The organism is Streptomyces sp. NPDC087270 (genome assembly GCF_044744625.1).
Lineage (GTDB): Bacteria > Actinomycetota > Actinomycetes > Streptomycetales > Streptomycetaceae > Actinacidiphila.
On record NZ_JBIUYR010000010.1, the window covers coordinates 79,130 to 100,015 of the forward strand.

Here is a 20,886-nt window from a genome sequence, read left to right on the forward strand (position 1 = left end):
GGGAGGCTGTTCATGAGTTATGGATACACCGCCCCCCAACAAGCCGAGGAGCGGGAGACCACCGAGGGCCGGGTGTTCACCGTCACCGGTGGGGACTGGGACGAGCTCGCCGAGACCGTGGGCAAGGCCGACGACGAGCGGATCATCGTCAACATGGGCCCGCAGCACCCGTCCACCCACGGCGTGCTCCGGCTGATCCTGGAGATCGACGGGGAGACGGTCACCGAGGCCCGCTCCGGCATCGGCTACCTGCACACCGGCATCGAGAAGAACATGGAGTTCCGGACGTGGACCCAGGGGTCCACCTTCGTGACGCGCATGGACTACCTCACGCCGCTGTTCAACGAGACCGCCTACTGCCTCGCGGTGGAGAAGCTGCTCGGCATCACCGACCAGATCCCGGACCGGGCCAGCGTCATCCGGGTGCTGATGATGGAGCTCAACCGGATCGCCTCCCACCTGGTCTGCATCGCCACCGGCGGCATGGAGCTGGGCGCGACCACCATCATGATCTACGGCTTCCGCGACCGCGAGTACATCCTCGACATCTTCGAGCTGGTCACCGGGCTGCGGATGAACCACGCGTACGTCCGCCCCGGCGGCCTCGCCCAGGACCTGCCGCCCGGCGCGGTCGACCAGATCCGCGAGTTCGTGAAGAAGTTCCGGAAGAACCTGCCGGAGTACGACAAGCTCGCCACCGGCAACCCGATCTTCAAGGGCCGGATGCAGGACGTCGGCTACCTGGACCTGACCGGCTGCATGGCGCTCGGCGCCACCGGCCCGATCCTGCGCGCCGCCGGCCTGCCGCACGACCTGCGCAAGGCCGACCCGTACTGCGGCTACGAGAACTACGACTTCGAGGTGCCGACCACCGACACCTGCGACTCCTACGGCCGCTTCCGGGTCCGCCTGGAGGAGATGCACCAGAGCCTGCGGATCGTCGAGCAGTGCCTGGACCGGCTCGCCCCCGGGCCGGTGATGGTCGAGGACAAGAAGATCGCCTGGCCCGCGCAACTCGCGCTCGGCCCGGACGGCATGGGCAACTCCCTGGACCACATCAAGAAGATCATGGGCACCTCCATGGAGGCCCTGATCCACCACTTCAAGCTGGTCACCGAGGGCTTCCGGGTACCGCCGGGACAGGCGTACGCCGCCGTCGAGTCGGCCAAGGGCGAGCTGGGCGTGCACGTCGTCAGCGACGGCGGCACCCGCCCGTACCGGGTGCACTTCCGCGACCCGTCCTTCACCAACCTGCAGTCCATGGCCGCGATGTGCGAGGGCGGCCAGGTGGCCGACGTCATCGTGGCGGTGGCGTCCATCGACCCCGTGATGGGAGGTGTCGACCGATGACCGAGCTCTCACAGGGCAGCGGCTCCCCCGGTGTGTCCCTGGGCATCCCCGAAATGCCCGCCCCCGACTACCCGGCCGACGTCCGGGCCCGGCTGGAGACCGACGCCAAGGAGGTGATCGCCCGCTACCCCGGCTCGCGCAGCGCGCTGCTGCCGCTGCTGCACCTGGTGCAGTCCGAGGAGGGGTACGTCACCCGCACCGGCATCCGGTTCTGCGCCGAGCAACTGGGCCTCACCACCGCCGAGGTCACCGCGGTCGCCACCTTCTACACGATGTACCGGCGCAAGCCGTCCGGCGAGTACCAGGTCGGCGTCTGCACCAACACGCTGTGCGCGGTGATGGGCGGCGACGCGATCTTCGAGGAGCTGAAGGAGCACCTCGGGGTCGGCAACGACGAGACCACCGAGGACGGCAAGGTCACCCTCGAACACATCGAGTGCAACGCGGCCTGCGACTTCGCGCCCGTGGTGATGGTCAACTGGGAGTTCTTCGACGACCAGACCCCCGAGTCGGCCAAGCAACTCGTCGACGACCTGATCGCCGGCCGCGAGGTCCGCCCGACCCGCGGCGCCCCGCTGTGCACCTACCGGCAGACCGCCCGCATCCTGGCCGGCTTCCCCGACGAGCGCGAGGGCGCCGTCGAGGCGACCGGCGGCGCCGGCCCCGCCTCGCTGGCGGGCCTGCGGCTGCACCGCGGCGAGCTGCCCGCGCCGAAGGTGGTCGGCCAGCGCGACGCCTCGCCGAGCGGCGAAGCCGGGACGTACGACACCGCCACCTCGCCGTCGCCCGCGCAGCACCCCAGCTCGCACGACGCGCCCGCGCAGACCGCCGAGTCCGACCCGGCCCACCCCGCGGACCCGGTGGCCGAGCACGTGGACCACGCCACCGAGGAGGAGGGCGAGTGATGACCGTCGAACCGGCCGAGAAACTGCTCGCGCCCGTACTGTCGGCGTTCTGGGACGACCCGCGGTCGTGGACGCTGGAGACCTACCGCAGGCACGACGGGTACGAAGCGCTCACCAAGGCGCTCGCGATGGCCCCGGACGACCTGATCGCCTACGTCAAGGACTCCGGCCTGCGCGGCCGCGGCGGCGCGGGCTTCCCCACCGGCATGAAGTGGCAGTTCATCCCGCAGGGCGACGGCAAGCCGCACTACCTGGTGGTCAACGCCGACGAGTCCGAGCCGGGCACCTGCAAGGACATCCCGCTGCTCTTCGCCAACCCGCACTCCCTGATCGAGGGCATCGTGATCGCGTGCTACGCGATCCGCTCGCACCACGCCTTCATCTACCTGCGCGGCGAGGTCGTCCCGGTGCTGCGCCGGCTGCACGAGGCGGTGCGCGAGGCGTACGCCGCCGGCTACCTCGGCAAGAACATCAAGGGCACCGGCTTCGACCTCGAACTCACCGTGCACGCGGGCGCCGGCGCCTACATCTGCGGCGAGGAGACCGCGCTGCTGGACTCCCTGGAGGGCCGCCGCGGCCAGCCCCGGCTCCGCCCGCCGTTCCCCGCCGTGGAGGGCCTCTACGCCTGCCCCACCGTGGTGAACAACGTGGAGTCGATCGCCTCGGTTCCCGCGATCATCCAGCGCGGCAAGGAGTGGTTCAAGTCGATGGGCAGCGAGAAGTCCCCGGGCTTCACGCTGTACTCGCTCTCCGGCCACGTCGCCCGCCCCGGCCAGTACGAAGGCCCGCTCGGCATCACGCTGCGCCAGCTGCTCGACATGGGCGGCGGGATGCGCCCCGGCCACCGGCTGAAGTTCTGGACCCCCGGCGGCTCCTCGACCCCGATGTTCACCGACGAGCACCTCGACGTGCCGCTGGACTACGAGGGCGTCGGCGCGGCCGGCTCCATGCTCGGCACCAAGGCCCTGCAGTGCTTCGACGAGACGACCTGCGTGGTGCGGGCCGTCACCCGCTGGACCGAGTTCTACGCCCACGAGTCGTGCGGCAAGTGCACGCCGTGCCGTGAAGGCACCTACTGGCTGGTCCAGTTGCTGCGGGACATCGAGGCCGGGAAGGGCCGGCCGGAAGACCTCGACAAGCTCCAGGACATCGCCGACAACATCAACGGCAAGTCCTTCTGCGCCCTGGGCGACGGTGCCGCCGCCCCGATCTTCTCCTCGCTGAAGTACTTCCGCTCGGAGTACGAGGAGCACATCGAGCAGAAGGGCTGCCCCTTCGACCCGGCCCGCTCCACCGCCTGGGCCGACAAGTCCCGTACGGAGGCCCACGCGTGACCATCACTACGAACGCACCCTCCGGTGGGCAGCCGGCGCCGCCCCCTGAAGACCTGATCTCGGTCACCATCGACGGCATTCCGATCTCGGTGGCCAAGGGCACCCTGGTGATCCGCGCCGCCGAGCAACTGGGCATCGAGATCCCCCGGTTCTGCGACCACCCGCTGCTCGACCCGGCCGGCGCCTGCCGCCAGTGCATCGTGGAGATCGAGGGCCAGCGCAAGCCGGTCGCCTCCTGCACCATCACCTGCACCGACGGCATGGTGATCACCACCCAGCTCACCTCGCCGGTCGCCGAGAAGGCGCAGCGCGGGGTGATGGAGCTGCTGCTGATCAACCACCCGCTGGACTGCCCGGTCTGCGACAAGGGCGGCGAGTGCCCGCTGCAGAACCAGGCGATGTCGGTCGGCGACCCCGACTCCCGCTTCGAGGGCCGCAAGCGCACCTTCGAGAAGCCGGTGCCGATCTCCGCGCAGGTGCTGCTGGACCGCGAGCGGTGCGTGCTGTGCGCGCGCTGCACCCGGTTCAGCCAGCAGATCGCCGGCGACCCGATGATCGAACTGCTCGAACGCGGCGCGCTCCAGCAGGTCGGCATCGGCGAGGGCGACCCGTTCGAGTCGTACTTCTCCGGCAACACCATCCAGATCTGCCCGGTCGGCGCGCTCACCTCCGCCGCCTACCGGTTCCGCTCCCGCCCCTTCGACCTGGTCTCCTCGCCGTCGGTGTGCGAGCACTGCGCCGGCGGCTGCGCCACCCGTACCGACCACCGCCGCGGCAAGGTCATGCGGCGGATGGCCGCCAACGACCCGGAGGTCAACGAGGAGTGGCTGTGCGACAAGGGCCGGTTCGGCTTCCGCTACGCGCAGCGGCCCGAGCGCCTCACCCACCCGCTGGTGCGCGGCGCCGACGGTGAACTCGCCCCCGCCAGCTGGCCGGAGGCGCTGGCCGCCGCGGCGGCGGGACTGACCGCGGCGCACGGCCGGGCCGCGGTGCTGGCCGGCGGCCGGCTCACCGTCGAGGACTCCTACGCGTACGGCAAGTTCGCCCGGGTCGCGCTCGGCACCAACGACGTGGACTTCCGGGCCCGCGCGCACTCCGCCGAGGAGGCCGACTTCCTCGCCGCCCACGTAGCGGGACACGGCGTCGACCTGGACGGCAGCGGGGTGACCAACCGGGCGCTGGAGCAGGCGCCGACCGTGCTGCTGGCCGGACTCGAGGCCGAGGAGGAGGCCCCGGGGGTCTTCCTGCGGTTGCGCAAGGCGCACCGCAAGAGCAAGCAGCAGGCGTACGCCCTGGCCACCTACACCTCGCGCGGCCTGGAGAAGGCCGGCGGCATCCTGCTGCCGGCCGCGCCCGGCACCGAACCGGAGTGGCTGGACGCGCTGGCCGGCGGGGTGGGCCTGGACGAGGCGGGTCGGCTGGCCGCGGAGGCGCTGCGCAAGCCCGGCGCGGTGATCCTGGTCGGCGAGCGGCTGGCCGCGGTGCCCGGCGGGTTGACCGCCGTGCTGCGGCTGGCCACCGCGACCGGCGCCCGGACGGCGTGGATTCCGCGCCGGGCCGGCGAGCGCGGCGCGGTCGAGGCGGGGGTGCTGCCCGGGCTGCTGCCCGGCGGGCGCCCGGTCACCGACCCGCGCGGTCGCGACGAGGTCGCCCGGGTGTGGGGCCTGCCGGCCCTGCCGACCCGGTTCGGCCGCGACACCGGGCAGATCGTGGAGGCCGCGGCGGACGGCGAGCTGGCCGCGCTGGTGGTCGGCGGCGTCGAGGTCGCGGACCTGCCGGACCCGGCCCGGGCCCGGATCGCCTTCGGCAACGTCGGGTTCCTGGTCAGCCTGGAGCAGCGGCCGAGCGAGGCCACCGAGCGCGCCGACGTGGTGCTGCCGGTCGCCGCGGTCGTCGAGAAGTCCGGCACCTTCCTCAACTGGGAGGGCCGGGCCCGGATGTTCGAGGCCGCGATCAAGCCCGACCAGGCCACCACCCGGCACCAGCTCCCGGACGCCCGGGTGCTGACGATGCTCGCCGACGCGATGGACGTCGCACTCGGCCTGTCCGACGTGCGGGCCGCGCGCCGCGAACTCGACCGGCTCGTGGGGGCTCCCACGCCGCAGGCAGGGGGATGGTCCGGCACCCACGCGACCGCGCCCGCCGAGACGTCCGTGCCGCTGCCCAGGCCCGGTTCGGGCCAGGCGGTGCTCGCCGGGCACCGGCTGCTGCTCGACCAGGGCCGGCTGCAGGACGGCGACGACGCGCTGGCCGCCACCCGGCACGCGGCCGTCGCCCGGCTGTCGGCCGCGACCGCCGCGGAGGTCGGGGTGGGCGACGGCGAGATCCTCACCGTGGCCGGACCGGACGGCACCGTGGCGCTGCCGCTGGCCGTCACCCCGATGCCGGACCGGGTGGTCTGGGTGCCGCTCAACTCCGTTGGCCACGGCGTCACTTCGGACACCGGTGCCCGCCCCGGGCAGGTCGTCTCGCTCAGCGCGGAGGTCCAGTCATGACCGCCCTGTCCACCGGCGGGAGCCAACTCGCCGCCACCACCACGGAGAACCTGTCGTTCTTCGGCACCGACCCGTGGTGGCTGATCGTCATCAAGGCGGTGTTCTGCTTCGCGTTCGCGATGCTGACCGTGCTCTTCTCCATCGTGTGGGAGCGCAAGGTCGTCGCCTGGATGCAGTTGCGGATCGGCCCGAACCGACACGGCCCCTGGGGCATGCTCCAGTCGCTCGCCGACGGCATCAAGCTGATGCTGAAGGAAGACCTCACCGTCAAGCGCGCGGACAAGGTGGTCTTCATCCTCGCGCCGATCGTGGCCGCGATCCCCGCCTTCATGTCGTTCGCGGTGATCCCCTTCGGCCCGGCCGACAACGAGGTGTCCATCTTCGGCCACCGCACCGCGATGCAGCTCACCGACCTGCCGATCGGCATCCTCTACATCCTGGCCACGGCGTCGGTCGGCATCTACGGCATCGTGCTCGCCGGCTGGTCGTCCGGCTCGACGTACCCGCTGCTGGGCGGCCTGCGCGCCTCCGCGCAGATGATCTCCTACGAGATCGCGATGGGCCTGTCCTTCGCGGCGGTCTTCCTCTACTCCGGCTCGATGTCCACCTCGACCATCGTCGAGGCGCAGCACGGCCGCTGGTACATCATCCTGCTGCCGGTCTCCTTCCTGGTGTACATCTGCACGATGATCGGCGAGACCAACCGGGCGCCGTTCGACATGCCGGAGTCCGAGGGCGACCTGGTGGGCGGCTTCAACACCGAGTACAGCTCGATCAAGTTCGCGCTGTTCATGCTCGCCGAGTACGTCAACATGGTGACGGTCTCCGCGGTCGCCACCACCCTCTTCCTCGGCGGCTGGCGGGCACCCTGGCCGATCACCACCTTCTGGGACGGCGCCAACCACGGCTGGTGGCCGCTGCTCTGGTTCGTGATCAAGGTCCAGCTGCTGCTCTTCTTCTTCATCTGGCTGCGCGGCACCCTGCCCCGGGTCCGCTACGACCAGCTGATGAAGCTCGGCTGGAAGGTGCTCATCCCGGTCTCGATGGTCTGGCTGATGCTGGTCGCCGCCGTGAAGGCGATGCGCAACGAGAACTACGACTTCACGAAGATCGTGCTGTACATCGGTGGCGCGGTCGTCGCGCTGCTGCTGATCTCGCTGGTCATCGACGTCTTCCGGGACCGCGAGGAGAAACGGAAGGAAGCCGCGGGCGGCGGCGCACTGGCCCCGCAGGAGCGGTTCGACCCGATGGCGGGCGGCTATCCGGTGCCCCCGCTGCCGGGCCAGCAGCCCGAGCGGGTGCCACGGCGGCCCAGCCGTGCACAGGCCCAACTCGTAGGCGCACCTGGTGCGTCCGGCGTGTCCGGCTCGCCCGGACAGGACGCCGCGCAGACGGAGAACACGGAGGACGGCGATGCCTGAGTTCCTGGACCCGGTCGCGGGCTTCGGCGTGACCTTCAAGGCCATGTTCAAGAAGCGGCTGACCGAGCAGTACCCCGAGTACAAGAAGCCGACCGCGCCGCGTTTCCACGGCCGCCACCAGCTCAACCGGCACCCGGACGGGCTGGAGAAGTGCATCGGCTGCGAGCTGTGCGCCTGGGCCTGCCCGGCCGACGCGATCTACGTGGAGGGCGCGGACAACACCGAGGAGGAGCGCTACTCCCCGGGTGAGCGCTACGGCCGCGTCTACCAGATCAACTACGCCCGCTGCATCCTGTGCGGGCTGTGCATCGAGGCGTGCCCGACCCGCGCGCTGACCATGACCAACGAGTACGAACTCGCCGACCGCACCCGCGAGTCGCTGATCTTCACCAAGGAGCAGCTGCTCGCCGGCCTGGAGGAGGGCATGGTCGAGTCGCCGCACTCGATCTTCCCCGGCATGGACGAGGGCGACTACTACCGCGGCCAGGTCACCGAGGCCGCGCCCGGCACCGTACGGCAGGTCGCCGTCTCCAAGGGCGAGAAGGCGGACGAGTCGGTGCCGGTGGAGAACCCGTACACCGGTGAGCCGGAGGCGGCCGAGACCGTCGCCCCCGGCGGCGCCGCCCCGGCCGGGACGGGGGAGGAAGCATGACCGGCTCGATGCAGTCGCTGCAACTCGCCGCCGGCTACCAGACCTCCACCGGCGAGGCCGTGCAGTTCTGGGTGCTGGGCACCGTCGCCGTGATCGGCGCGCTGGGCACCGTGCTGATGAAGAAGTCGGTGCACAGCGCGCTGTCGCTGGCCGGCACCATGATCGTCCTCGCGGTCTTCTACCTCGCCCAGGGCGCGTACTTCCTCGGCGTGGTGCAGATCGTCGTCTACACCGGCGCGATCATGATGCTCTTCCTCTTCGTCGTCATGCTGGTCGGCATCACCGCCGCCGACTCGCTCAAGGAGACGCTGAAGGGCCAGCGGTGGATGGCCGCGGTGTGCGGCCTCGGCTTCGGCATCCTGCTGATCGCCGGCATCGCCAACGCCTCCCTGGACACCTTCGCCGGCACCGGCGGGGCCAACGCGGCGGACGGCGGCAACGTCCAGGGCCTGGCCCACCTGGTCTTCACCAAGTACGTGTGGGCGTTCGAGATCACCGGCGCGCTGCTGATCACCGCCGCGATCGGCGCGATGGTGCTCACCCACCGCGAGCGGACCGAGGAGCGGCGCACCCAGCGCGAGCTGGCCGAGGCCCGGGTCCGCGAGGGCAAGCAGGTCACCCCGCTGCCGGCGCCCGGCACCTACGCCCGGCACAACGCGGTGGACGTCCCGGCGCTGCTGCCCGACGGCTCGGTCTCCGAACTGTCGGTCAGTTCCACGCTGCGCGAGCGCGGCCAGATCCGCGACGTGTCGCGGGACGCGATGCGGCGGCTGGCCGAACTGGACCAGCGCTCCGACGAGTGGCTGGAACGCGCTCCGGAACAGCCCGAGTTGGAGCAAGACGGCGAGCGGGCCCCGGCCTCCGCCGAGGAGGGTGCGAAGTGAACCCGGCGAACTACCTCTATCTCGCGGCGCTGTTGTTCACCATCGGCGCGGCGGGAGTGCTGATCCGGCGAAACGCGATCGTCGTGTTCATGTGCGTGGAGCTGATGTTGAACGCCTGCAACCTGGCGTTCGTCACCTTCTCCCGGCTGCACGGCAACCTCGACGGGCAGGTCATCGCGTTCTTCACGATGGTCGTGGCCGCCGCCGAAGTCGTGGTGGGCCTGGCGATCATCGTGTCGATCTACCGAACCCGCCACTCGGCCTCGGTCGACGACGCGAACCTGATGAAGCTGTAAGGGGCTGCGAGACGTGGAAACCCTGATCGGACTGCTCGTCGCGGCACCGCTGCTGGGCGCGGGCATCCTGCTCACCGGCGGCCGCCGGCTGGACCGCACCGGCCACCTGCTGGGCACGCTGCTCGCGCTGCTGTCGTTCGTGCTCGGCGTGGTGCTCTTCGTCAACATGCTCGGCAAGCACGCCGACGCCCGCGCTCTGCACTCGCACCTGTTCACCTGGGTGCCGGTGGAGGGCTTCCAGGCGCAGGTCGGCTTCCAACTCGACCAGCTGTCGATGACGTTCGTGCTGCTGATCACCGGTGTGGGCACGCTGATCCACATCTACTCGATCGGCTACATGGAGCACGACGAGCGCCGCCGCCGCTTCTTCGGCTACCTCAACCTCTTCCTCGCGGCGATGCTGCTGCTGGTGCTCGCCGACAACTACCTTCTGCTGTACGCGGGTTGGGAGGGCGTCGGGTTGGCGTCCTACCTGCTGATCGGCTTCTGGCAGCACAAGCCGAGCGCGGCGACCGCGGCGAAGAAGGCGTTCCTGGTCAACCGGGTCGGCGACATGGGCCTGTCCATCGGCATCATGCTGATGTTCACCACCTTCGGCTCGTTCGCGTTCTCCAACGTGCTGCCGAGGGCGGCGGGCGCCTCCGCCACCCAGCACGCCACGATCACCGGCATCGGTTTCATGCTGCTCCTCGCCGCCTGCGGCAAGTCGGCCCAGGTGCCGCTGCAGTCTTGGCTCGGCGACGCGATGGAGGGCCCGACCCCGGTCTCGGCCCTGATCCACGCCGCGACCATGGTGACCGCGGGCGTCTACCTGATCGTCCGCTCCGGCGCGATCTTCAACGCGGCGCCGGACGCGCAGACCGCGGTGGTCACCGTCGGCGCGGTCACGCTGCTCTTCGGTGCGATCGTCGGTTGCGCCAAGGACGACATCAAGAAGGCGCTGGCCGGCTCCACGATGTCGCAGATCGGCTACATGATCATGGCGGCCGGGCTCGGCCCGATCGGCTACGTCTTCGCGATCATGCACCTGGTCACGCACGGCTTCTTCAAGGCCGGGCTGTTCCTCGGCGCCGGCTCGGTGATGCACGGCATGAACGACGAGGTGGACATGCGCCGCTACGGCGGCCTGCGCAAGTTCATGCCGATCACCTTCGTCACCTTCGGCCTGGGCTACCTCGCGATCATCGGCTTCCCCGGGCTGTCCGGCTTCTTCTCCAAGGACAAGATCATCGAGGCGGCCTACGCCAAGGGCGGCACCGAGGGCTGGATTCTCGGCAGCGCGGCCCTGCTGGGCGCCGCGATCACCGCGTTCTACATGACGCGGGTGATGCTGATGACGTTCTTCGGCGAGAAGCGCTGGGTCCCGGACGCGGAAGGCCACGAGCCGCACCCGCACGAGTCGCCGAAGTCGATGACCGTCCCGATGATCATCCTGTCGATCGGCTCGGTCTTCGCCGGCGGCCTGTTCAGCATCAACTCGGCGTTCGTGAAGTGGCTGGAGCCCGTCACCGGGCACAGCGAGGGCAACTCGCCCCTCAGTACCGGCACGCTGACCGCCGCCACCCTGGTCTGCCTGGTGGTCGGCGTCGGCATCGCCTGGCTGATGTACGGGCGCCGGTCGGTGCCCGCGACCGCGCCGCGCGGCAGCCTGGTCACCCGGGCGGCCCGCCGCGACCTGCTCCAGGACGACTTCAACCACGTGGTGCTGGTCCGCGGCGGCGAGCACCTGACCCGCTCGCTGGTCTACCTCGACCACTCCCTGGTCGACGGCGTCGTCAACGGCACCGCCGCCTCCGTCGGCGGCCTGTCCGGACGGCTCCGCCGGCTCCAGAACGGCTACGTCAGGTCGTACGCCGTCTCCATGCTCGGCGGTACCGCGGTGGTGGTCGCCGCGACCCTTCTCATGAGGGCGGTCTGATAGCTCATGTCGTTTCCTCTGCTGACCACCACTGCGGTACTGCCCGCGGTCGGCGCCATCGCCACCGCGGCCGTGCCCGCCGCGCGGAGGGTCGCCGCCAAGTACACGGCGCTGGCCTTCTCGCTCGGCACGCTGGTGCTGGCGATCATCGCGATGGTGCGCTTCGACCCGCACGGCGACCGCTACCAGCTCACCGAGTCGCACACCTGGGTGAAGAGCTTCGGGCTCCACTACGACCTGGGCGTGGACGGCATCGCGGTCGTCATGGTGGCGCTGACCGCGCTGCTGATCCCGTTCGTGATGCTCGCCGGCTGGCATGACGCCGACCCGCTCGAAGGGCCCGACCCCAACCGGCGCTGGCGGCCCACCCAGGGCTTCTTCGCGCTGATCCTGCTGGTCGAGGCGATGGTGGTGCTCTCCTTCGAGGCCACCGACGTCTTCCTCTTCTACATCTTCTTCGAAGCCATGCTGATCCCGATGTACTTCCTCATCGGCGGCTTCGGCGACCGCGCGCACGCGGCAGGGGAGGAGGAGGCGGCCCGCCAGCGCTCGTACGCGGCGGTGAAGTTCCTGCTCTACAACCTGGTCGGCGGGCTGATCATGCTGGCCGCGATCATCGGCCTGTACGCCGCCACCGCGCAGCAACTGGGCACCGGGACCTTCTCGTTGCAGGAGATCCTCTCCGCCCGCGCCTCCGGGCACCTGCACCTGGCCACCTCCACCGAGCGGTGGCTCTTCCTCGGCTTCTTCTTCGCCTTCGCGGTGAAGGCGCCGCTGTGGCCGCTGCACACCTGGCTGCCGAACGCGATGGGCGAGGCCACCGCGCCGGTGGCGGTCCTGATCACCGCGGTGGTCGACAAGGTCGGCACCTTCGCGATGCTCCGCTTCTGCCTCCAGCTCTTCCCGGAGGCGTCCAAGTGGGCGACGCCGGTGATCCTGGTGCTCGCGGTGATCAGCATCATCTACGGCGCCCTGCTCGCGGTCGGCCAGCGCGACATCAAGCGGCTGATCGCGTACGCGTCCGTGTCGCACTTCGGCTTCATCATCCTGGGCATCTTCGCGATGACCAGCCAGGGCCAGTCCGGCGCGACGCTCTACATGGTCAACCACGGCATCTCCACCGCCGCGTTGATGCTGGTCGCCGGGTTCCTGATCACCCGGCGCGGGTCGCGGATCATCTCCGACTTCGGCGGGGTGCAGAAGGTCGCGCCGGTGCTCGCCGGCACCTTCATGATCGGCGGTCTGGCCACGCTGTCGCTACCAGGGCTCGCGCCGTTCGTCAGCGAGTTCCTGGTGCTGGTCGGCACGTTCAGCCGCTACCCGGTGCTCGGCATCATCGCCACCCTGGGCATCGTGCTCGCCGCGCTGTACGTGCTGGTGCTCTACCAGCGGACCATGACCGGCCCGGTGAAGGCCGGCATCGAGGGCATGGCCGACCTCAAGGCGCGTGAAGTGCTGGTGGTCGCCCCGCTGATCGCCCTGCTGCTCTTCCTCGGCGTGTACCCGAAGCCGGTGGCGGACATCGTCAACCCGTCGGTCAAGCACACGCTCTCCGACGTGCACAAGACCGACCCCAAGCCCGCGCTGGAGGCGAAGAAGTGAGCGCCGCACTGCATACGGGACCCGCCGTCCACACCCTGTGGACGAGCGCCGCGTCCACCACGGACCGCTTCCCCACCCCGCACATCGAGTACGCGCAGCTCTCACCGGTGCTGATCGTCTTCGGTGTGGCGATGGTGGGGGTGCTCGCCGAGGCGTTCGTGCCCCGCAGGTCCCGCTACACCGCGCAGGTGGTGCTGGCCGTGGTCGGCCTGGCCGCCGCGTTCGCCGCCGTGGTGGCGCTCGCCGAGAAGGGCTACGGCACCACCAAGGCACACATCGCGGCCATGGGCGCGGTCGCCGTGGACGGCCCGGCGCTCTTCCTCCAGGGCACCATCCTGCTGGTCGCGCTGGTCGCGGTCTTCACCTTCGCCGAGCGCCGGCTCGACCCGAAGGCGCACGGCAACCACGTCGACTCCTTCGCCGCCCAGGGCTCCGCGGTGCCCGGCGGCGACCAGGAGAAGGCCGCGGTACGGGCCGGGTTCACCACCACCGAGGTCTTCCCGCTGCTGCTCTTCGCGGTCGGCGGGATGCTGGTCTTCCCGGCCGCGAACGACCTGCTGACGCTCTTCGTCGCCCTTGAGGTCTTCTCGCTGCCGCTGTACATCCTGTGCGCGCTGGCCCGCCGCAACCGGCTGCTGTCGCAGGAAGCCGCCGTCAAGTACTTCCTGCTCGGCGCCTTCTCGTCGGCCTTCCTGCTCTTCGGCATCGCCCTGCTGTACGGCTACGCCGGCACCGTGTCGTACTCCGGGATCTCCTCGGTGATCGACGGCACCGCCAAGATCACCCCGGCGCTCGCCGACACCACCGGGAACGACGCGCTGCTGCTGATCGGGCTGGCGATGGTCACGGTCGGGCTGCTCTTCAAGGTCGGCGCGGTGCCCTTCCACATGTGGACGCCGGACGTCTACCAGGGCGCGCCCACCCCGGTCACCGGGTTCATGGCCGCGGCCACGAAGGTCGCCGCCTTCGGCGCCCTGCTGCGGCTGCTGTACGTGGTGCTGCCCGGGATGCGCTGGGACTGGCGGCCGGTGATGTGGGGCGTGGCGATCGCCACGATGATCGCCGGTGCGGTGATCGCGGTCACCCAGACCGACGTGAAGCGGCTGCTCGCCTACTCCTCGGTCGCGCACGCCGGGTTCATCCTCGCCGGCGTGATCGCCACCGACAAGTCCGGTGTGTCCTCGGTGCTCTTCTACCTCGCCGCGTACTCCTTCGTGACCCTCGGCGCGTTCGCGGTGGTCACCCTGGTGCGCGACGCGAGCGGCGAGGCCACTCACCTGTCCCGCTGGGCGGGGCTGGGCCGGCGCTCGCCCCTGGTCGCCGCGGTCTTCGCGGTCTTCCTGCTCGCCTTCGCCGGCATTCCGCTGACGTCCGGCTTCGCCGGGAAGTTCGCGGTCTTCAAGGCGGCGGCGCAGGGCGGCGCGATGCCCCTGGTGATCGTGGGTGTGATCTCCTCGGCGATCGCGGCGTTCTTCTATATCCGCGTCATCGTGCTGATGTTCTTCAGCGAGCCGAAGCCCGACGGCCCCTCGGTCGCCGTGCCCTCCCCGCTGACCTCCACCGCGATCGCGGTCGGCGTCGCGGTCACCCTCGTCCTGGGCCTGGCCCCCCAGTACTTCCTCGACCTGGCCGACAAGGCGGGCGTGTTCGTGCGGTAGTTCCCTGCGGCAGGGACGGAAGGAGGGGCCCGGGTGACGAACCGGGGCCCCTCCTTCCGCACTTCGTCCGGGCGACGCCGCTACGGCCGACTCGCCCGCCACTCCTTGAACGCCGTCGGAAGTTCCGTGCGGCCGTAGTCGACCAGCCCGTCACCGTAGGACCGCAACCTGGCGTACGCCCTCTTGAGTTCGCCCTCGGTGGGGAACCTGCCGTGAAGAATCGCCAGTTGCAGGACCTGCTCGATGGTCAGCACGGTGAGGTCGTAGCGTGCGGAGGTGGCCTGGCCCTCCTGGTCGTCGATGGCTACGAATACCTCGTGGCCGCGTTCCACGAACTCCACCGCGTGGGCGATCACCACTGCCTCGCCGAGGTCCTTGGGACGGCGCAGCGCCTTCTCGAACTGCAACCCCCGGATCTCCTCGAAGACCTCGACGACCCGTGGTGGCGCGGTGGCGGCCCGTAGCGCCGGAAGTACGCGCACGCAGTCGCTCGCGACCAGCCGGCGCCAAGGCGCCTCGATCGAACCGTACTTCCTTGCCTTGCCGAGAACCTCCTGATGAACCTCCTCCGGCACCAGAAGGACCAACTGCGCGGCGCGGAGTACGTCGACCAGGAGCCGCTGCAGATTCGCCCCCACGAAGTGGACGCAGATCACCGCATCGAGCACGCACAGCGAGTCGAGCCCGGTGGACGAACCGCCGTCGCCTTCCACGGCTTCGTCACGCTTCTCGGGCAATCCCCACCCCTTTGTTCGGTACTCTGTCCGGCTCTGACAGCCCGTCCCCGATGAGCAGCGGCGCCGCCCCCGAGTCCTAGTGATCCTCAGTGTCGGGTTCGGGCCGAGCTCTGGCGGCGAGACGGGTGATGTCGGCTCGCTTGGGTGTCTGCGGTTCGGGTACGAGCCCGGCTTCGCGCAGGGCGGCCTCCGTCTCCTCGACGCCGCGTCCTTCGAGCATCGCCAGCACTCTCACCCCGATCCGGTGCCCGCGGTACGCGAGCATCGCCCGTTCGAGGATGCGTCGAGGAGGGCGCACGGTCTGGGAGGCGTCGATCTCCTGCTCGTAGGCCGGCCCCCAGCCGTAGCGCTGCGAGAGTTCGACACCGGTCGGGCCCTTCAGCGAGCTCTTGCGAGCGGCCGAGATCAGGTTCAGGCATTCCAGCTGGATCAGCATCACGGGGAAGCTCACCCGGAAGTGGCGTGCCAGCAGAGCGGCGGTCCGCTCGTCGACGAGCTCGTCGGCTTCGGAGTCCGGGCCTTCGTCCGGAGGACCCAGCCAGGTCCGGATGCCGGTCAGGGGGGCCAGCAGGTGCCGTGCGAACGCGTCGCAGCGCTGCTCGGCAGGGGTTCTGGCGCCACCCAGCTCGTGCACCTCCGTGCCGTCGCCCTGGAGAAGGTGCCCGAGCTCGTGGGCGAAGGTGAACCTTTGCCGTTCCGGTACGTCGCACGCGCGGACCGCGATGAGAGTGGTGTTCCGTTCGGGGTCGGTCACCGTGAAGCCGTCGACGGGTTTGGGCAGTCGGAGCACCGCCGTGTCCACGCCGGTGAGGTGCTCGATGAGCTCGTCGATGTCCGCGATCGGTGCCGCGCCGAGGCCGAGCGTGGAGCGCACGGACTCCGCGAGCGCCTTCCCCTGCTCCTCGGGCGTGGCGCAGGTGCCGACCGGGCGCGGCCCGGTCGCGGGCCGGCGAGGCGGCCGATCCGTCACACCGTCACCGGCGCCGCTGTCCAGGCGCGCGTCGAGTTCGAGCACCTCGACGACCAGACGCAGCGCGTCTTCCTTGTCCTCCTCGGCGACCGCGGGGTCGATGCGCGCGGCGATATGCACGCGTTCACGCACAGGGCTACCGGTCGTGAGCTGCCGTACCGGCAGGTCCAGGGCGTGCGCCAGCCGGTCGATCTCGGCAAGGGTGACCTGCGCCCGCGTGCCGAGCTCGATGCGGTGGAGGGTCGGCTGGGAGAGACCGGCGAGTTCGGCGAGGGCCCGCTGGCCGTATCCGGCCCGCTCGCGCTCACGGCGGATTCGCCGTCCCACAGCTACCAGATCCACTGAGCACCTCCTTGCTTGAATCAATTCTACTTCGGTGATTCACGCTGTCCATCCGTATGTCTACCAGGGGGGTACGACAGCGCGTGTGCCGGTCGTGTCGTGAGAGGGCGGCGTCGTGTGCCCGAGCGTCAGGCAAAGGCGGGGGCGAGGCGGCGTCAACTCAGATGAATATCAAGTTGTTTGTCGTTCACATCAGTTGACCTTTGCTCGGCGGGTGGGCGATGCTGAACGGCGTCGCCGCCGGCAGCCCCTCCGCCGTACGGCGAGGGGACGCGGAGACGCGTGACGGGCACGGAACGTGCAGGGAGCGGCAGGAGCGCGCCCCTCGCCGGTCGCGCGGCCGCCGCCGTGGACGCGTCCTGTGTACGGTCCGGCCACGGCGCGACCGCACCGCCGCTCCTCGGCCGGGCCCGACCTGGGCCCACCCGGCCCCACGTGGTCGGAGCCGGTCCGGGACCGGAATCCGCCGGCCGGAGCCGGGAGCGGTCCGGGTCCCGACCGCAACGGCGGCCGGCCACCCGGCCGGCCACGACCGAAGGAGAACCCGTGTCCCCTCTCGCCGCGAAGGCAAACGACAGCACCGCCCTGGCCGCCGTCCCGCTCCGTGCCACCGACGTCCAGCGGCTGGCCAACACCGAGGTCGCGCCCATCCTGTCCGTCGTCCTGGTGACCTGCTCCGTCAGCGTGTCCATCAGCGTCTCCGGCGGGACCGAGCCGACGGGCATGTAGCGGCGGGCCCGCCGTACCGGGCCGGGCGATGCCACCCGGCCCGGTCCGGCGTGCAGCTCCGATCGCGTGCGCGGAGCGTCGGCGTCCTCCCGCGTCCTCCCGCCAACACCCGGCAACTCCCGCCCCCGCCAAGCTCCTTGCGGCCCGGGCGAACTCCCAGCCGAACTCCCAGCCGAACTCCCAGCCGAACTCCCAGCCGAACTCCGAACTCCGAGTGAAGGGGAAGACCCGTGCCGAGACTCCGGCGGATGCTGCGTGCCGCGGTGGCACCTCCCACGGTCGACCGCGGCACCGCGCTGACCGTCATGGAACGGCTCGGCGCGGTCAACCACCTGGTGGCGAGCCTGGAGTACCTGGTCACCCCCGACGACCGCCGCCCCGGCGGCCTCAACGACTGGCAGGTCGCCCGGGGGCAGTTCGCGCGGTGGCCGCGCCCGGCCCGTGCCGCACTCGACGTGGTGGGCCGGCCCGCCGTGACGCGCGCGCTGCACGGCGCCCGCGTCGCCGCGGCCGGCGCGCTGCTGCTGCCCCTGCCGCGCCGCGGCCGGCTGGCGGCCGACCTGGTGCTCACCGCCGCGTCCCTCGCGCTCTACCCCCGCAACCACTACGGCACCGACGGCGCCGACCAGGCCGCGTTCCTCGTGCAGACCGCGGCGGCGGTCGGGCGGGCCGCGGAGGACCGGCCCCGTACCGTCGACGCCTGCCTGTGGTTCGCGGGAATGCAGTCGGTGCTCTCCTACACCGCCTCCGGCTGGGTCAAGGCGTCCAGCGAGACCTGGCGCAGCGGCCGCGCCCTGCCCGGCATCCTGCGCACCGTCTCCTACGGCGAGGAGCGCGCCTGGCGGCTGGTCCGCGACCACCCGCGCGCCGCCAAGGCGGTCTGCACCTGCGTGGTGGCCCTCGAATCGTCGTTCCCCGCGGTCCACCTGGCCCGCGGCCGGGCGGCCAGGCCGATGGTCGCCGCCGCGGCCGGCTTCCACCTCGCCAACGCCGGCGTGATGGGCCTGGGCCGCTTCCTCACCGGCTTCTGCTCGCTGCACCCGGCGGTGCTGTACGTCACCGGCCCGCGCGAACGCGTCCTCGCCGACGGCCGGGTGCAGCGGCGCGACGACACCTTCCCGGTCGCCGCGGGCGCCGCGCTGGCCGCGGCCCTGACCGCCGGGGCGCTCGTCCGGGCCAGGGACCGGCGGACCGTGCTGCGCGGCCGTGGCGACGAGCGGCGGTTCACCACCGCCGCGGGCACCACGCTCGTCCACCGCCGGATCGACCCGCCCGGTGGCCGTCCGGCCCCGGACACGCCGGTCGTGGTGGTCAGCGGAGCGCTCGCGGAGTCCCCCGAACGGGCCGAGTGGCTGGTCCGCGAACTCGCCGAACGGCACACCGTGGTGACCTACCACCGGGCCGGCCAGGCCGGTAGCGCCGCCGTGCGCGGGCCCCGCCCGGGCACCGGGCTCGACGGCGCCGCGGCCGACCTCGCCGACCTGGTCCGCCACACCGCGGCCGGCCGGCCGGCCGTGCTCGTCGGCCACGGCCTGGGCGGTCACATCGCCGCGTCCGCCGCCACCCGCCTGGACGGGCACCTGTCGGGCCTCGTCCTCGTCGACCCCCACCACCCCGACGACGCCCCCCGCCAGGACCCGGACGGGGGCGACGGCGACACGGGCGACGGCGGGGCAGGCGGTGGCGGTGACCGTGGCCGCGACCCCGATCACCGCGAAGTCACCGCGCTGCTGGACCAGATGGCCGTCTCCCTGCGCCTCGGCCTGGGCCAGCTGCTGCGCGACCCGGACTGGCTGCGCCTGCTGCCCGAGGACGTCCGCGGCCTCGCCCGCGCGCACTACCGCGACGCCGCCGGCTGGAACGCGGCGCGCCAGGAGTGGCGGGCGCTGCGCGCGGCGCGGCGGCGGACGGGTACGGTCGCGGTCCCGGCCGCCGCCGTGTCCACCTGCCTGATCCTGTGCGAGCCGGGCGGCCCGCCGCCCGACGCCAGGCGCGCCCTCCAGGAGGAGTACGTGCGCCGCGCCCCGCACGCGGTCGTGCACGCCGTGGACGCCCCGCGCGAACAGGTCCTCGCCGCCCGGGCCTCCGCCCGCGCCGTCGCGGAGTTGGTGGCGGGGTTCGCCGCGGCGAGCCTCCCGCGGGGGAGGGCCGCCGATGTCCCCGCTTAGCGGTGGAGGGCCGGCCGGCGGGCGGGACCTCGCGGGCGCGGCGGCGATCGCGGCGCTCGCGGCCTGGTTCGCCGCCACCGTCCTGAGCCAGCACCCGCGCCCGGAGTTCAACCGGCTCGCCGTCCTCGACGGCACCGGCGCCGTCATCCCCAACTGGCGCTTCTTCGCGCCCGAGCCGGCCCGCCACGACTTCCATGTGCTGTTCAGGACCGAGGACGCCGAGGGCCGGGCCACCCCGTGGCAGGAGGGCTCCGCGATCACCCCGCGGCGACCGCTGCACATCGTGTGGTTCCCCTCCCGCCGCCGGGAGAAGGCGCTCTACGACCTGTGCCACGAACTCGTGGCGGTCATGCGGCAGTTCGGCGGCGACCTGACCCTCGCACCGGCCTACCGGATGCTGCGCAACTCCGTCGCCCGCACCGTCTCGGGCCTGCCCGGGGACCCGCCTCGCGGCTTCCAGTTCGTGGTCGCCCGGCACACCGGCCACGACCCCGGGCACGACCCGGACTACCTCTTCGTCTCGCCGTACATCCCCTACACCCCGGACGCGCCCTACGCGTGAGTCAGGACGTGGTCGCCCAGGCCAGCAGCGCGGCGTGCGGCAGGGACAGCGCGCCGTCCCGGGTGCGGAACTGCGCCGACAACTCGTCGTAGTGGCGGCGTACTTCCGCGACGGTGCCCGGGGGAAGGGCGTGCAGGATCTGGCCGATGGTGGCGATCCCGGCGGCCGGACCCGACCACCAGACGTCGGGGTCGACCACGTGGTCCCAGCGCAGCGTCGTACAGCGGGCCCCGGTCAGCCCGGCCGCCGTCAGCAGTCCGGCCAGGCCCTCCTCGGTGCGGGGGAAGTCGTCCTCTGCGGCGAGCGCGGGTACGGAGGACGGCCGGGCGGCGCCCGCCGCTTCCAGGGCGCGGCCCAGCAGCGCCTGCCCGGGGGCGGGCGGCGCGGCCCAGATCGTGACCGCGACCCGGCCGCCGGGGCCGGCCACCCGCCGCAGGTCGGCGAGCGCCGCGGCCGGGTGCCCCACGTGGTTGAGCACGAAGTTCGCCACCACCGCGTCGAACTCGCCGTCCGCGAAAGGCAGTCCGGGCAGCAGCCCGTGCCGCACATCCGCTTCCGGCACCGCTCGCGTCGCCCGCTCGACCATGCTCGGCTCCGCGTCCACCGCGCACACCTCCGCGCCGCGGCGCACCGCCAGCGCTGCCGCGGTGCCGGGCCCGGTGCCGACGTCCAGCACCCGCACGCCCGCGCCCACCCCGGCCGCGTCCAGCAGCTTGGGCACGGCGTGCGCGCACAGCATGCCGAAGCTCCGCGCGTACGCCTCCGCCCGGCCGGCCCATGCCTCCCGCTCGAACGCGTCGAAGTCGCCCACCGCACACCTCCGTGCCGTACCGAACTGGTCCCCGAACGCCTGTGGTTGATCA

Annotated in this window: 17 protein-coding genes; 14 read left to right on the plus strand and 3 right to left on the minus strand. The window is 71.6% G+C overall.

Annotated elements, in window-relative coordinates; all coding sequences use genetic code 11:
* Positions 1-12 precede the first annotated feature (12 nt).
* The 11 genes from ACIPAE_RS20850 to nuoN are packed head-to-tail and all read left to right on the plus strand — an operon-like array spanning position 13 to position 14,515.
* Positions 13-1,350: an NADH-quinone oxidoreductase subunit D gene (locus tag ACIPAE_RS20850; RefSeq protein ID WP_328467831.1), complete on the plus strand. Its 1,338-nt coding sequence runs from the start codon at positions 13-15 to the stop codon at positions 1,348-1,350.
* Complete coding sequence (nuoE, locus tag ACIPAE_RS20855) at positions 1,347-2,255, plus strand: NADH-quinone oxidoreductase subunit NuoE (protein WP_366410119.1); 909 nt, start codon at positions 1,347-1,349, stop codon at positions 2,253-2,255. The genes ACIPAE_RS20850 and nuoE overlap by 4 nt, the downstream gene beginning before the upstream one ends.
* Positions 2,255-3,589 carry an NADH-quinone oxidoreductase subunit NuoF gene (gene nuoF / locus ACIPAE_RS20860; protein ID WP_329365953.1) on the plus strand — a complete coding sequence of 445 codons (1,335 nt, stop codon included), beginning with the start codon at positions 2,255-2,257 and terminating at the stop codon, positions 3,587-3,589. Before nuoE ends, nuoF begins: the two co-directional genes overlap by 1 nt.
* Entirely contained in the window at positions 3,586-6,084 is a 2,499-nt protein-coding gene (locus ACIPAE_RS20865; protein WP_329365951.1) for an NADH-quinone oxidoreductase subunit G, read from the plus strand. Before nuoF ends, ACIPAE_RS20865 begins: the two co-directional genes overlap by 4 nt.
* Complete coding sequence (nuoH, locus tag ACIPAE_RS20870) at positions 6,081-7,505, plus strand: NADH-quinone oxidoreductase subunit NuoH (protein ID WP_328467839.1); 1,425 nt, start codon at positions 6,081-6,083, stop codon at positions 7,503-7,505. The genes ACIPAE_RS20865 and nuoH overlap by 4 nt, the downstream gene beginning before the upstream one ends.
* Entirely contained in the window at positions 7,498-8,157 is a 660-nt protein-coding gene (nuoI, locus tag ACIPAE_RS20875) for an NADH-quinone oxidoreductase subunit NuoI (protein WP_328467841.1), read from the plus strand. The genes nuoH and nuoI overlap by 8 nt, the downstream gene beginning before the upstream one ends.
* A complete protein-coding gene (locus tag ACIPAE_RS20880; RefSeq protein WP_328467843.1) occupies positions 8,154-9,041 on the plus strand; it encodes an NADH-quinone oxidoreductase subunit J in 888 nt (295 codons plus the stop codon). Before nuoI ends, ACIPAE_RS20880 begins: the two co-directional genes overlap by 4 nt.
* Positions 9,038-9,337 carry an NADH-quinone oxidoreductase subunit NuoK gene (gene nuoK, locus ACIPAE_RS20885; protein WP_103887016.1) on the plus strand — a complete coding sequence of 100 codons (300 nt, stop codon included), beginning with the start codon at positions 9,038-9,040 and terminating at the stop codon, positions 9,335-9,337. Before ACIPAE_RS20880 ends, nuoK begins: the two co-directional genes overlap by 4 nt.
* A gap of 13 nt (positions 9,338-9,350) precedes the next feature.
* Positions 9,351-11,255, plus strand: coding sequence for an NADH-quinone oxidoreductase subunit L (gene nuoL / locus ACIPAE_RS20890; RefSeq protein ID WP_328467847.1), 1,905 nt, complete (start codon positions 9,351-9,353; stop codon positions 11,253-11,255).
* Positions 11,256-11,261: 6 nt separating this feature from the next.
* Positions 11,262-12,857, plus strand: a complete 1,596-nt coding sequence (locus ACIPAE_RS20895) for an NADH-quinone oxidoreductase subunit M (protein WP_329365948.1) — start codon at positions 11,262-11,264, stop codon at positions 12,855-12,857.
* Positions 12,854-14,515, plus strand: coding sequence for an NADH-quinone oxidoreductase subunit NuoN (gene nuoN / locus ACIPAE_RS20900; RefSeq protein WP_402447050.1), 1,662 nt, complete (start codon positions 12,854-12,856; stop codon positions 14,513-14,515). The genes ACIPAE_RS20895 and nuoN overlap by 4 nt, the downstream gene beginning before the upstream one ends.
* 80 nt (positions 14,516-14,595) lie before the next feature.
* Here nuoN and ACIPAE_RS20905 read toward each other — a convergent pair whose 3' ends face one another.
* Positions 14,596-15,252, minus strand: a complete 657-nt coding sequence (locus tag ACIPAE_RS20905) for a hypothetical protein (RefSeq protein ID WP_402447053.1) — start codon at positions 15,250-15,252, stop codon at positions 14,596-14,598.
* 76 nt (positions 15,253-15,328) lie between these two features.
* A complete protein-coding gene (locus tag ACIPAE_RS20910; protein ID WP_402447055.1) occupies positions 15,329-16,564 on the minus strand; it encodes a helix-turn-helix domain-containing protein in 1,236 nt (411 codons plus the stop codon).
* A 546-nt stretch (positions 16,565-17,110) separates the two neighbouring features.
* Here ACIPAE_RS20910 and ACIPAE_RS20915 point away from each other — a divergent pair.
* From ACIPAE_RS20915 to ACIPAE_RS20925, 3 genes are all read left to right on the plus strand, one after another.
* Entirely contained in the window at positions 17,111-17,293 is a 183-nt protein-coding gene (locus ACIPAE_RS20915; protein ID WP_328467855.1) for a hypothetical protein, read from the plus strand.
* A gap of 230 nt (positions 17,294-17,523) precedes the next feature.
* Positions 17,524-19,461: an alpha/beta fold hydrolase gene (locus tag ACIPAE_RS20920; protein WP_402447058.1), complete on the plus strand. Its 1,938-nt coding sequence runs from the start codon at positions 17,524-17,526 to the stop codon at positions 19,459-19,461.
* Entirely contained in the window at positions 19,448-20,023 is a 576-nt protein-coding gene (locus ACIPAE_RS20925; protein WP_366410124.1) for a hypothetical protein, read from the plus strand. The genes ACIPAE_RS20920 and ACIPAE_RS20925 overlap by 14 nt, the downstream gene beginning before the upstream one ends.
* 1 nt (position 20,024) lies before the next feature.
* On the opposite strand, the gene ACIPAE_RS20930 is transcribed toward ACIPAE_RS20925, so the two are convergent.
* The gene (locus ACIPAE_RS20930; RefSeq protein ID WP_366410125.1) at positions 20,025-20,834 is read right to left on the minus strand and encodes a class I SAM-dependent methyltransferase; all 810 of its coding nucleotides are present in this window, start codon (positions 20,832-20,834) and stop codon (positions 20,025-20,027) included.
* Positions 20,835-20,886 lie beyond the last annotated feature (52 nt).

Coding starts and splice junctions, on each gene's coding strand:
- ACIPAE_RS20850 (WP_328467831.1), top strand. CDS start 13: ATGAGTTATGGATACACCGCCCCCCAACAAGCCGAGGAGCGGGAGACC.
- nuoE (WP_366410119.1), top strand. CDS start 1,347: ATGACCGAGCTCTCACAGGGCAGCGGCTCCCCCGGTGTGTCCCTGGGC.
- ACIPAE_RS20925 (WP_366410124.1), top strand. CDS start 19,448: ATGTCCCCGCTTAGCGGTGGAGGGCCGGCCGGCGGGCGGGACCTCGCG.
- nuoI (WP_328467841.1), top strand. CDS start 7,498: ATGCCTGAGTTCCTGGACCCGGTCGCGGGCTTCGGCGTGACCTTCAAG.
- ACIPAE_RS20895 (WP_329365948.1), top strand. CDS start 11,262: ATGTCGTTTCCTCTGCTGACCACCACTGCGGTACTGCCCGCGGTCGGC.
- nuoH (WP_328467839.1), top strand. CDS start 6,081: ATGACCGCCCTGTCCACCGGCGGGAGCCAACTCGCCGCCACCACCACG.
- ACIPAE_RS20880 (WP_328467843.1), top strand. CDS start 8,154: ATGACCGGCTCGATGCAGTCGCTGCAACTCGCCGCCGGCTACCAGACC.
- nuoF (WP_329365953.1), top strand. CDS start 2,255: ATGACCGTCGAACCGGCCGAGAAACTGCTCGCGCCCGTACTGTCGGCG.